General features: G+C 54.8%; 8 protein-coding genes. 2 read left to right on the top strand and 6 right to left on the bottom strand.

Features of this window, described 5'->3' with window-relative positions; all coding sequences use genetic code 11:
- Window positions 1–43: 43 nt before the first annotated feature.
- Complete coding sequence (locus tag JWR17_RS11155) at window positions 44–1,903, bottom strand: addiction module component (RefSeq protein WP_299831167.1); 1,860 nt, start codon at window positions 1,901–1,903, stop codon at window positions 44–46.
- A 295-nt stretch (window positions 1,904–2,198) separates the two neighbouring features.
- Window positions 2,199–2,948, bottom strand: a complete 750-nt coding sequence (locus JWR17_RS11150) for a hypothetical protein (RefSeq protein WP_299831164.1) — start codon at window positions 2,946–2,948, stop codon at window positions 2,199–2,201.
- Window positions 2,949–3,642: 694 nt separating this feature from the next.
- On the opposite strand from JWR17_RS11150, the gene JWR17_RS11145 reads away from it, so the two are divergent.
- Entirely contained in the window at window positions 3,643–5,616 is a 1,974-nt protein-coding gene (locus JWR17_RS11145; RefSeq protein WP_299831273.1) for an autotransporter outer membrane beta-barrel domain-containing protein, read from the top strand.
- Window positions 5,617–5,691: 75 nt separating this feature from the next.
- Here the strand turns inward: JWR17_RS11145 and JWR17_RS11140 are convergent, their stop codons facing one another.
- Window positions 5,692–6,339: a hypothetical protein gene (locus tag JWR17_RS11140; protein WP_299831161.1), complete on the bottom strand. Its 648-nt coding sequence runs from the start codon at window positions 6,337–6,339 to the stop codon at window positions 5,692–5,694.
- Window positions 6,340–6,763: 424 nt separating this feature from the next.
- A complete protein-coding gene (locus JWR17_RS11135) occupies window positions 6,764–8,329 on the bottom strand; it encodes a PAS domain-containing methyl-accepting chemotaxis protein (RefSeq protein WP_299831157.1) in 1,566 nt (521 codons plus the stop codon).
- 273 nt (window positions 8,330–8,602) lie between these two features.
- Here JWR17_RS11135 and rclC point away from each other — a divergent pair, with 273 nt between their 5' ends.
- Complete coding sequence (gene rclC / locus JWR17_RS11130; protein ID WP_299831154.1) at window positions 8,603–9,196, top strand: reactive chlorine resistance membrane protein RclC; 594 nt, start codon at window positions 8,603–8,605, stop codon at window positions 9,194–9,196.
- 75 nt (window positions 9,197–9,271) lie between these two features.
- Here rclC and JWR17_RS11125 read toward each other — a convergent pair whose 3' ends face one another.
- Window positions 9,272–10,204, bottom strand: a complete 933-nt coding sequence (locus JWR17_RS11125) for an AraC family transcriptional regulator (RefSeq protein ID WP_299831151.1) — start codon at window positions 10,202–10,204, stop codon at window positions 9,272–9,274.
- Window positions 10,205–10,429: 225 nt separating this feature from the next.
- Entirely contained in the window at window positions 10,430–13,198 is a 2,769-nt protein-coding gene (acnA, locus tag JWR17_RS11120) for an aconitate hydratase AcnA (protein ID WP_299831149.1), read from the bottom strand.
- Window positions 13,199–13,255: the final 57 nt, after the last annotated feature.

The raw sequence follows: 13,255 nt of genomic DNA, 5'->3' as shown, positions 1-13,255 counted from the left end.
ATGTTAATTAAGTGGACCGCTTCACGGCGGCCCACTTGACAAGTTAATTGCCGGAACAACCTTCGCCCGCCGTGACCATGTCAATAAAGACTTTGGCAATACCCGACGTCGCAGGGCCAGTAACGCTATCAACTTTAAACATGGCTTCGGCGCGGCCGAAACAGATCAGGCGCAGGTTCGCGTCAGGCACCGTAAACTCGTAATCTTCGCGGGTTTGTGGCTCCGTCAACGGCTCGGTGGTAAAGGTGTAAGTTGCACCCGGAACTTGCGGGCCCTCAAACAAACCCGTCCACCCCAAAAATGTAAAACTCAAGATGTCGCCCACTTTAACGTTTTCGTAAGGCTTGACCAGAACAGTGGCGCCATTAGGATTGAGAATCGCCCCGATACCGCCGTTTTCGGTAACTCGTTGAAACTCCGGCGGTGGCAGACCGTTTTCACCACCGGGCAACTCGCCTTTGCGCCTAACGACCACGCTCTGGGACGCTGAATAGGTGGTGTTGGGATTGCCCGCATGCGTTACGGTGTAATTAACTCGGATATCGGTGCCCGTGCCTTCGCTAATGATCAGCGCATTGGGAACGGTCAATGACAGGTCTCTAGCTGCCGTGACGTCCGCAAGGGTGATCCGGTATTGCACGGGTGCTGGCTGCTGGCCCCAAAACAGGTTGAGTTGGTCATCCTCGATAAATCCGGATTTCCAGGCGATAACGGCAGTGGCCGATTGCAGGTAATCGTTTTCATCGATTACGTTGTCGTTGTCATCGGGATTGGCGCTGGCCCCTCGGATAATTGGCTTTTCAGGGCTCACCGGTCCTGGAAGAGCGAGCAGTACCGTGACCGTTTTTACTGCGGAGGTGCCCAACAGCAAGGTGTTGCGACGTACCTCGTAATACACATCAACATTGCCGTCAGGTGTCAGTGCGATGGTGGCGTAAGCAATCAACAGGGTAAAAATAGGGTCTTCATCCTCATCCCCAGGATTAACGGGTTGCACCGGCAACTTGTTAGCGCCCCAATACAGCGTGATCTCATCACCTGGTCGTACATCGCCGTAGGCGGGAATATCTACGCTGACAGATTGCTTGGCGTCGACATCGCTGATAACCCCGTCATCGGCTTGGGCAATAATCGGCGCGGGCAGATCGGCCGCAGGTTCGTTCAGTGCCAGTTGGAACGCTACCGGTTCCGATTCAACTGAAACGTTACCGGCACGATCAGTAATGACGTAATACACGTCTGCTTTAACATCACCTATTCCTTCTAGAAAATCACGACTGAACCCAATCGTGATCCGCTCAGGCAACACGCCGCCGCCCGGTACTTCGGTTTGTCGCACTGTATGCGTTGGCCCTACCTTGCCGGCCCAGTAAGTTTGGATCTCATCACCGGTTTTGATATCAAAGTAGGCAGGCACTTCGCCGATTAATACATCAGCCATTGCCGCTAATTCTTCCGAGGTCAGGCCGTCATTGACCACCCTCGGAAAAATCAGCGGTGATATCAGCGACCCGCCTGGCGCTTGACGATCAATGACGACAGGAATCGTGGCCGACATACTTGGCGTGCCCCCAATAAATCGCTCGGTGCGATAGGCTATTGTGTGATTACCATCTTGCGTGCTGGTTAATGTATCAACCAGAATGTCCAGTACCAGTTCAGAACCCGGGATCGGGTTAGCTGGAAGCTGCCGTTCTACACCGATAAGTATACCGTCCAGTGATAATTGGTAAGCGTCGCCACCGACAGCTTCGTCCCATACCGGAAAGGTTACAGGAACGGGAGCGCTCAGTAACGCAGCCGGTAAAAGCCCATCGATAAATGCGCTAGGTATTACTGGTGAAGCCAACGCACGAGGGATGCGTGGCGAACGGCGGCGAACGGAAGTATTTGAGTTACACATGGTTAGTTCTCCAAAGTTGTTACGTGGCGTTTCGCGTTAATACGATCTGCAAATTTTAGGCAATAAGAGGTCAGCGACCTTTACTGTAAAAGTTGCGTGGGTTACGACGTTTGAAATGCACCGGATAATGGTGGTTGGATAAAGCTTGTATTAGCTCCATCTGTTAATTAACTAATAGAGATTCTTAAGGCTTGTCAACAGTGGGTGGTAAACAAATATTGTTTTTGATCGGCTCGATACACGTCTATTCAGCATCCCGCAGCGGGCTCGCGCATGTCGACATAGACGCCAGCTTCTAATGAGTTGGCTTGCCGGTCGGCGTATTTTTTATCCGCAGCACAAGGCTGGCGGCTTGGGACGTTACCGAAATATTGCCGGCGCGGTCGGTCACGGTGTAGGTCACGGCAACCTCGCCATCCTCCAGCGATTCCAGATAGGTCCGATCGAAACTCAAGCTGGTGTCCGGACCTGCGACTTGTTCAGCCAGTACCGTATGAACCGGTCCTGCCTGGCCTGCCCAGTAGCTGCGAATGACATCGCCCCATTTGACGTCGACATAACGTGGAACCGTCGCCACTAAAATATTGCCCATGGCGGTGAGTTCGAGGGACGTCAGGCCGTTTTCGGCCTGGGCCGGAAAAGTCAGTGGCGCGAGGGTGCCGCCTCCGGGTGGGATGCGGTCGATGATAAGGGGGATGGTGGGTGATGTGCTGGGGCTGCCGCCAATGAAGCGTTGGATGAAATAGCCTAATTCATGCTCTCCCTCTCTCCAGGATGCATCAATAAAGAGCTCAAGGCTGAGCATCTCGCCGACAGTTGGATTTGGGCCTAGGTTTTTTCTCAGACCTACGATGTTGCCATCAAATTTGAGTTGGTAATAATCACCTTCCACGCCTTCCCGCCAGATAGGGAAGGTAACGGTAATGGGCCTTTGTAAATCCGCAGCCTGTAAAAGCCCGTCCACAGGGTCTGTGCCTAGAGCGGTGGGGGCTAAAAGAGGACGCGGTATATAGAGGTAGGTCGTGTTGTTTTCTTTGCTGCTCATGTGATTTCTCCTTGGGGTTGAATCAGCTATTCCTGCCGTCTTAATTAAAGCAATCGACTGATTTTTTCTTTGAAACATTAAGTGAAGACCACGCTCCGCAACTGTCGGGTAACACATAGTTATGGATGGCGGTCTTGGATTTAACCAATAGCAATCGAGCGCGACTGTCAAGTGGTGAGGTTTGACTTTTTTCGAGGCTTATCGAATTTCAGTTGCAATAGATCTCGTCTGTAGGGCTTGGCCTTCAAATTTATAAGACGCGTCCTACACGAACAATGTCCTCTTTGCCTTGCCTGCTTGCGTATGACATCCAAAATAGTCGGACCCATTGTTGAGGAGATATATATTGAAACCAAAAACTTCATGCCGCCCGATGGTTCGGATAGGTCTAGGGCTGGCAAGTGTATCATTGGGAGCTTCTTTCAGTAGCTATGTAGTCGCTGAGAGCGTTACGTTTAACGTTGAAATAACCGAAACAAGTTTGCAGAGGGTTGGCCCACCGCCGAGAAGAATACCCGACACAAAGATATATGATATTGACGGTTTCGTATGGGCTATTGATGCGTCGACACCGGCAGATAGATATCTGGTTAGGAATGGGGGCGAATTGATTGCAAATGGCGCTACGGTCAACAATGTTGCCGTATGGCCTGGAAGCACTCTAAATTTTGAATCAGGCATTGTTGAAGGTGGCATAAGTTCTGCGGGAGGTTTAATAAATATTAATCAATCGAGCGTAGTGTCAAAGTCCGTTGCTTTGCTTGTAGGGACGTCAGAGGGTCGTGTTTCTATACTTAACTTAAGTAATAGTTCTGTGTTTGGAACGGTTGCGGCGAGTGTGGGTCGTGGAAGTATCTTGAATGTGAGTAACAGTCAGTTGGCTGGTGCGGATGGTGCGGATGGTGCGGATGGTGCTTATGGGTCCGGTATTATATTGTCGGGCGCAATAGCAAACGTATCGAATGGCAGTACGGTTGTTGGAAGCAATAGCGGTCTGTTCATCATAGCTGAAGGTGCCAGAGATGACGAAGTTGATGAAGGGGATAGACCGCCTGTTATTAACAGCACAGTGGTAATAGATAACTCACGTGTTGAGGGTTTGAGCGGTCCTGCAATCAAAGTGACTGCCTTGGCGGTACAGAAGCTCCCTGCCATCGCCGACATCACCCTCCAAAACCATTCAAGCCTGTTGTCCGGCAATGGTAATCTTCTAGAGGTCGAAAGTGGCAGTACTGCCAACCTGAAAGTCGACAACAGTAGCCTAACCGGCAACCTTGTTGCCGACGAAACAAGCATCCTTAACGTTACCCTGCAAAAAAACGCCAGCCTCACCGGTGACATCATCAACGGAAACAATCTGTCGATTAATTCCGGCGCCCGGTGGCAGATGGTTAGCGACAACTCAGTCAGGTCCATGAACCTCGACGGCGGTCAGGTTAGATTCGGTCTCGATGGCTTTCATACGTTGTCTCTGGGTGAGTTGTCTGGCACCGGCGTTTTCGGGATGAAGATCGGATTGGACGCTGGTGTGGGTGACCTGCTAAGCGTCAACGGCCAAGCCAACGGCGATTTTACCCTGAAGGTAAAAAACACCGGCGCTGAACCGGTTTCCCCCGACATTCAACCCCTGAAAATCGTCCATACCGAAGGCGGTGACGCGCAATTCAACCTGCTTGGCGACAAGGTGGATCTAGGCGCTTTCTCCTACGAACTGGAAAAACAAGGTAATGATTGGTTCATCGTCGGTTCCGGCAAAACCATCAGCCCTTCCACCCAGACCGCATTGGCGCTGTTCAACGCGGCGCCGACAATTTTCATGAGTGAGCTGACCACGTTGCGCAGCCGTATGGGTGAAGTGCGCGGCAGCGGTGAAGGCGGGGGCTGGATGCGGGCCTACGGCAGTCGCTTCAACGCGAGCACCCGTGCGGGCGTTGAATATCGTCAGCAACAAAGCGGAATGTCATTCGGTGCGGACGCCCCGGTTCCTGTGAACAATGGTCAGTTGTTAGTGGGTTTGCTGGGCGGTTACAGCAAGTCGGATCTGGACTTGAGTCGCGGCAGTTCGGGCAAGGTAGACAGCTACTACGTAGGCGCGTACGGCACGTGGTTGTCGGACCAGGGTTACTACGTCGATGCGGTGCTTAAGCTTAACAAGTTAAAAAACGAGTCGAAGGTTGCCATGAGCGATCAGACCAAGGCCGAGGGTGATTACTCCAACACGGCTATTGGTGGCTCGTTTGAGGTCGGTAAACACATCAAGCTGGGCGACGATTACTTTGTCGAACCCTATGCGCAGATGGCGGCAGTGGTGATCCAAGGGGACAGCTACACCTTGGATAACGGCCTTGAAGCGAAGAATGATCGTACCCAGTCGGTAGTGGGTAAGGTCGGTAGTTCAGTGGGTCGCAATTTTGCACTCAAGGACGGCGGGGTTGTGCAACCGTACCTTCGCGCCGCGGTTGCCCATGAATTCGCACGCAACAATAAAGTGACAGTCAACGACACGAGCTTCAATAACGATCTGTTCGGCTCACGGGCAGAGTTGGGCGTTGGGGTTGCGGTGACATTGTCGAAGAACCTGCAAGTGCATGCCGACTTTGATTACATGAAAGGCGGCAATGTTGAGCAACCGTGGGGGGCGAATGTGGGGCTGCGATTGGCCTTTTGATGGATTCAACACAGGTTAACGCCTGACGCGTACTTGAAACCCCCACTGGTGATTATCCAGCGGGGGTTTTCTCATTCAGTCATCCTGTTTCTTCGGACGGTTTTTACGTTGGAAAGAGGTCTTACGACTTTTCTGCTTGTCGTTGATCGAATAGAAATCCTGCAGCTTGACGTGCAAGATCGCTGAGGTACCAATCCTCAATCCATCACGGAACACGTCATAACAGACTTGAACCTTGCCTTGTCGAAGGTGAGAGGTCGGGCTGGAAAATAGCCACTGAGTGCCCATCACCGCTTGTTTGACGTTGACCTCATCGACGAGTTGAGTCGGGTAGGTTGTGCCGCCCCATAGTAGATTGAATTCATCCCCAGGCTTCAGGTAGGCAGAGCCTGGTATCAAGACGTTGAAGCCCTTTTTCGCTTGCGCCAGCGTCAATAAATCGGGATCTAGCCCGTCCAGCGTGGGCGCTGCAAGGTGATCGGAAATAAGAGCCGGTAACAGATGCTCACAAGGGTGCTCAGCGAGAGCGGCTTGCAGGTAGTTGAGTGCCAACTCTTGCGCAGCAGGTTGAGCGTTAGGGTTGCTGTGGGCTTCTGCCGACAACGGTGGCCCGATCGGAACGCCTGGTTTTTGTTGACTCTCTCGCCGTGCGGGACGGCCGTCAGTGGTTGTGCCCTTACTGGTTTTGGGGAGAGAAGAACTGCTTGGGTTTTTATCATCCATAGCGGATTCCTATTTTTCAGGGGGATTAAATTCTGCCGCACCAAATGTATAGGTCACGTTGACGCGTTAATGCGACTGAATACATTGCCGTGTGTGACCAAGCGTGGCGTCAATATTCAGATGTGCACCCTGATATATGGTTTCCTCTAGTTAAGGTTGTTACGAGCGTTGTTACGGGTTGTAAGGTGTGCCGGTTAGAGCAAGGTGGGGGCTACATTTAATACGGCGGATTTGATTTGTCAAGGCGTAAGCCTTGGTCCTGTGTTCGTATGTATTTATTATAGAAGGGGTGCGTAGGATTTAACTTACAACAATGGAATTATTCCTACATCAACAAAGGAAAATGCTTTAGGAGGGTACTATCCCGACCCAATAAAAAACCCCAACAAACAAGCCTGTTGGGGTTTTTCACAACTATTAGCCTCTACCGATTAAAACGCTCCACCAACGAATATTGCGTATGGGCAGTGCTGGTCAGTTCTCCACTTAACTGCGCTGATCGCCGGGCTTCGTCGGAGGTCTTGTCCGCCAGTTCGGCGATGGTGCTGATGTTACGGCTGATCTCTTCGGCAACGGCGCTTTGCTCTTCGGTTGCCGCAGCAATCTGGGTGGTCATGTCGGTAATGTTGGCCACGGCTTCGCTGATGCCTACCAAGGCCTGGTCAGCCTCCATGACCTTGGCGACGCCTTCTTCGGCCTGGCGATGGCCGGCGTCCATGGTTTGTACGGCGGCGGTGGCGGTTTGTTGCAGTTTGGCGATGAGGCCATGGATCTGCCCGGTGGATTCGGCGGTGCGTTGCGCCAGTTGCCGGACTTCGTCGGCGACGACGGCGAAGCCGCGGCCCATTTCACCGGCGCGGGCGGCTTCGATGGCGGCGTTTAGCGCCAGCAGGTTGGTCTGGTCGGCGATGCCTTTGATGACGTCTACGACGCTGCCGATTTCGTTGCTGTCTTTGGCCAGTTGGGTCACGGTCAGCCCAGTTTCACCGACAGCGGCGGACAGGCGTTGAATCGCGGCGCGGGTTTCACCAGCGATATCGCGACCACGGCGAGTCAGTTCATTGGCTTGTTGGGTGGCGTCGGCGGTGCGTTGGACGTGGCTGGCGACTTCCTGAGTGGTGGCAGCCATTTGGTTGACTGCGGTGGCCACTTGCTCGGTCTCGACCCGCTGCCGCTCCAGCCCGGTGGAACTGGCGTGGGCGAGGGTATCGGATTGTTTGGCTTGGTCTGTCAGGTGTTCAGCGGTGTCCTGCAAACGTGTCAGGCAGGTTTTCAAGCGTGCTTCCTGGCTCAGAATCGACATTTCCAGACGCGCTTGGGGACCACGGCTGTCGGTGTACATCTGGGCAATCAGTGGGTCAGACGTGGTTTGTTCAGCCAACTTCAACAGGCGCTTGATGCCACGTTGTTGCCAGCTCAAACCGAGCAGCCCCAATGGCACCGACAGGGCCGCTGCCAACCCGAAACCCCAATTAGAGTTCAGCCAGGTGCCGATCAAAAAGCTGATCTGGCTGACCAAAATGAACGGCAGCCAGTCTTGCAACACTGGAAGCCACTTATCCCGGCTTGGAACAGCGGTTTTGCCCCGGTTCAAACGATCATATAAAGCTTCAGCGCGACGGATCTGTTCAGCGCTCGGTTTGACCCGCACCGACTCATAGCCCACCAGCTGATTTTTCTCGAGCACCGGGGTCACGTAGGCGTTCACCCAATAGTGATCGCCATTTTTGCTGCGGTTTTTAACGATCCCCATCCACGGCTGCCCGAGCTTGAGGGTACTCCACATGTGCTCGAAAACGGCTGAGGGCACGTCCGGGTGACGGACCATATTGTGAGGCGCCTTGATCAGCTCTTCGCGGGTGAATCCGCTGATTTCGGTGAAGGCATCGTTGCAGTAGGTGATTAGCCCCTTGGCATCGGTGGTTGAAATCAACCGCTGTTGCGCAGGAAACGTCCGTTCGCGTTGGGTGATAGGCTGATTGTTGCGCATGAGGTTGTCCGGTCCGCTGGGCTATGGCGGGCTATCGGCAAAATAAGCAAAAAATTGAGCTTTCTTTTCAGTAATGACCGGGAAGTCATGACTGCTGGAGGGTGGCTCAATACCATTTGTTGCCATTGCTTGAGACTGCTAACCGGTCCCGTCCTCAAAAATTGGATTGTTCCACATCGATACGATGGAGCAAAAACCTGAGTGTTTCGCACTAATTGATTATTGGCGGCGTTCGTAAACTGGCCGCCACTTAATCAGGATGGAGTTGTATTCATGAACCGCATCGACACGTTACTGTTGCGACTTGGCAAGCTCGACACTTTGGGCACTCATTTGCTGCGTATAGGCGTCGCGATTATATTTCTCTGGATCGGAGCACTGAAGTTTGTGCCCTATGAGGCCGACAGCATTACGCCCTTCGTGGCGAACAGCCCGGTCATGTCGTTTTTCTATGCACACCCGGAAGGCTATCAGGCACATCTAACCCACGAAGGACAGTTGGACCCGGTTAAGCGTGACTGGCAAACCGCTAATAATACTTACCGTTTTTCCCAAGGCCTGGGCACGGTGGAGATTTTAATTGGCTTGCTGGTACTGTCCTACGCGTGGTCGCGGCGTTTTGGCTTGGCGGGTTCAATACTGGCATTCCTGACGCCCTTGGTCACGCTTTCGTTCTTGTTTACGACACCCGAAGCGTGGGTGGGCAACTTGGGTGACGCACAATTCGGTTTCCCTTACTTGTCAGGGGGCGGGCGATTAGTGCTCAAGGACATATTGATGTTAGCGGCCGGCATAGTGATGATTTCAGACTCTGCCCGGGCAGTGCTTAAAGAGCGTATTCAGGGTTTAGGCTCGGTGCAGCAGTAAAACTGCTATTCACGGCGTAGGCGCGGGCTTGCTCGCGATTCGCTGTGAGGGGCTGGATGCGGTGTGTCGATACGTTTATTTGCCGGTCTGCTGGCGGTGGTGTTTTCGGTAGCGGCCGGGCGTCATTCCAACGGCCTGGCTAAACGCCCGGCCAAAGGCTGCTTCCGATTGGTAGCCGACGTCCATGCCTATATCACCGGCACTGCGTTGTGTTTCCAGCAGCCGGCCACACGCAATAGTCATACGGATTTCTGTTAGAAACTCAAAAACGGTGATGCCGGCTTTTTCCACGAAGTGCCTGGCGTAGGTCGCGCGGGACATTGCCGCCAGGGCGCCCAGTTCGGTGATGGTCCACGGGCGTCCGGGCTGGTCCAGTAAGGCCTGGATCGAGGGCGCCAAACGTGGGTCGCAGAGCAGCGCCAATGAATTGGCTTTGTTCGAGGTGTCTTCGCTGAGAATGCGCAGCGCCATGGTAAACAAGGCTTGGCTCAGTGCCGTGACGATGGCCATTGCGCCGGGCTTGCGGCTTTCAGCTTCATTGCGAATCAACGTCACCAGGGTGTGCAGTTCACTCGCCGATTGGCTGGCGGCAAGGGACACATGCACCGGGTCGGGCATTAACCGAAACAGCAGGCGCGCCGGTCCTGGAGGGCATGAAAAGCTGCCGCACAGCAAATCCACGTCCGGAAAGCCGCTGCCGTTGCTTTTAAGCGGCAGCATGCCGTCGTTGGACAGGATGATGGGACGTGTACTGCCGGCATTCGAGCGATCCGACAGTATCTGGTGGCGCTCGCCATTGGGCAGCAAAATAAAGTCCCCGGCCTGAAGGCTTATGGGCGACTTGTTTTCGGTTTTGAGAAGGCATCCACCGGATAACACCAGATGAAACGGCGCGTTGGCCCCGTCGCTGGGTTCATGCTCGACCTTGAACGATCCCTCCAGCGAACAGCGTAGTTCCAAACTGGCCTGTGGCCGTGCCAGGTGGATCAGGTTGCTGAGAGCATCCATAAATCGATTGCCGTAGAAGGGAAGGGCGGTGGCGTATTCTGCGGCATATCGGGTGGGCAATGTGATGTCGCGCTGTCGTCCGGCAAACACAAACGCCTGAAGAAGCTGCCGAAGGCTGCGCCAGGTCGGGGTTACGGGCGACCAGTACGACCTTCAGCGGATCCCGAAAGCGACCGGCTTGCGGTCGAATCGCAGCTTTCGGCAGCTCCTACCGTTATTGCCTATTCAGATAGCCAGCGCCTGTGGCTCTCCGGTATTGCCAATCAACTGTCGCAACACGTAATGCAAAATGCCGCCCGCCTTGAAGTACTCCACTTCATTGAGGGTGTCGATTCGGCATAACACATCGACGTCCTCGCGGCTGCCGTCTGCGCGGGTGATGGTCAACTTCAAACTCATTCCGGGGCGCAGTTCAGCGTTGGTCAGCCCGCTGATGTCGATTTTTTCGTGGCCGGTCAGGTTCAAGGTTTTGCGGCTTTGGCCGTTTTTGAATTGCAGCGGTAATACGCCCATGCCCACCAGATTGGAGCGGTGAATCCGCTCGAAGCTTTCAGCGATGACGGCCTTGATACCCAGCAAGTTGGTGCCCTTTGCCGCCCAGTCCCGGCTTGACCCAGTGCCGTATTCCAGCCCGGCAAACACCACCAATGGTGTCTTATCCTGTTGATAGCGCATGGCGGCGTCGTAGATCGGCAGCTTTTCTTCAGTAGGAATATGGATTGTGTAGCCGCCTTCTTCGCCACCGAGCATTTCGTTGCGAATACGGATGTTGGCGAAGGTGCCGCGCATCATCACTTCGTGATTGCCCCGGCGTGAACCGTAGGAGTTGAAATCCCTGGGTTCGACGCCCTTGTGCCGCAGATAACGCCCGGCAGGGCTGTCGGCTTTGATATTGCCAGCGGGGGAAATGTGGTCCGTGGTCACCGAGTCTCCCAGCAACGCGAGAATGCTCGCGCCGCTGACGTCTTCGATCACTGGCAAAGGCCCGGCGATGTTGTCGAAGAACGGCGGGTGCTGGATGTAGGTGGAGTCACCCTGCCAGACGTAAGTGGCGGCCTGTGGCACTTCTATCGCCTGCCACTGGGCATCACCGGCGAACACCTCGGCGTATTCCTTATGGAACATGCCGGTGTTGACCTGCGCGACGGCGTCGGAGATTTCCTTTTGGGTCGGCCAGATATCGCGCAGATACACCGGCTTGCCGTCTGAACCTTCGCCCAGTGGTTCCGTGCTGATATCCGTGCGCACGCTGCCCGCCAAGGCATACGCCACCACCAGGGGCGGCGAGGCGAGCCAGTTGGTTTTGACCAGTGGGTGAACGCGGCCTTCAAAGTTTCGATTGCCGGACAGCACCGAGGCGACAGTCAGGTCAGATTGCTGAATGGCTTTCTCGATGGGCGCTTCCAGCGGTCCGGAGTTGCCAATGCAGGTGGTGCATCCGTAGCCGACCAGCGCAAATCCCAGGGCATCAAGGTATTGAGTCAAACCCGCGGCTTTATAGTAGTCGGTGACGACTTTGGAGCCAGGGGCCAGGGAGGTCTTGACCCACGGTTTGCTTTTCAGGCCTTTTTCGACTGCTTTTTTTGCCACGAGCCCGGCGGCCATCATCACGCTGGGGTTCGAGGTGTTGGTGCAAGAGGTGATCGCGGCGATGACTACTGCGCCGTTTTTCAGGCGGTAGGTATGGCCTTGGTACTCGTAGTCCGCTTCGCCGATCAAGTCAGCATTTCCCACGGCGACACCGCCGCCACCTTCGCTTTCCAGGCGCCCTTCTTCTTTATGTGAGGGCTTGAATTGCAGCCCCAGGAAGTCAGTAAAAGCTTGGGCGACGTTGGGCAGCGCGACCCGGTCTTGTGGGCGTTTCGGCCCGGCGAGGCTGGCCTCGACGCTACTCATGTCCAGTTCCAGGCTGTCAGTGAACACTGGCGCTTGGCCAGGCAGGCGCCACAGGCCTTGGGCTTTGCTGTAAGCCTCCACCAGTTTCACGGTTTCCGCTGGGCGACCGGACAGGCGCAGGTAGTTCAGGGTGATCTCGTCCACCGGAAAGAAGCCACACGTGGCGCCGTATTCCGGGGCCATGTTGGCGATAGTGGCGCGGTCGGCCAGTGGCAGGTCTGCCAGGCCGTCGCCGTAAAACTCAACGAACTTACCGACCACGCCTTTTTTACGCAGCATCTGGGTAACGGTGAGTACTAAGTCAGTGGCGGTGATACCTTCTTTTAACTTGCCGGTCAGTTTGAAACCGATGACTTCCGGAATCAGCATCGACACCGGCTGGCCGAGCATGGCCGCTTCTGCTTCGATACCGCCCACGCCCCAGCCCAGTACGCCGAGGCCATTGATCATCGTGGTGTGGGAATCGGTACCGACCAGGGTGTCAGGGAAGGCGTACGTACGGCCGTCCTCGTCTTTGGTCCAGACCGTGCGACCGAGGTATTCCAGGTTGACCTGGTGACAGATCCCGGTGCCCGGCGGCACCACGCTGAAGTTGTCGAAGGCGCTTTGGCCCCAACGCAGGAACGCATAACGTTCTCCATTGCGCTCCATTTCGATGTCGACGTTCTGGCCGAACGCACTGGCGTCGCCGAACTTATCGACCATCACCGAGTGGTCGATGACCAGATCCACCGGAGACAGCGGGTTAATTCGTTGTGGATCGCCACCGGCCTTGGCCACTGCGGCGCGCATGGCGGCCAGATCGACCACCGCCGGTACGCCGGTAAAGTCCTGCATCAAAACCCGCGCCGGACGGTATTGGATTTCGCGGTCCGAGCGGCGCTCGGTGAGCCAGGCAGCGATGGCTTTGAGGTCGGCGCCGGTGACGGTTTTGTTGTCTTCCCAGCGCAGCAGGTTTTCCAGCAGTACTTTCAGGGACATCGGCAGCTTGTCCAGATCGCCCAATGATTTGGCGGCTTCCGGAAGGCTGAAATAGTGATAGGTCTTGTCGTCGATTTCTAATGTTTTGAGGCTTTTCAGGCTATCGAGGGAGGGCATGAAATAACTCCTTGACGAGTCCGCACGGCACGGACCAGGGGAATCGAACAGGTTCTT

This window comes from Pseudomonas sp. (assembly GCF_028293835.1).
In the GTDB taxonomy this organism is placed as follows: Bacteria; Pseudomonadota; Gammaproteobacteria; order Pseudomonadales; family Pseudomonadaceae; genus Aquipseudomonas.
This window is presented reverse-complemented; position numbering and strand designations above follow the sequence as displayed.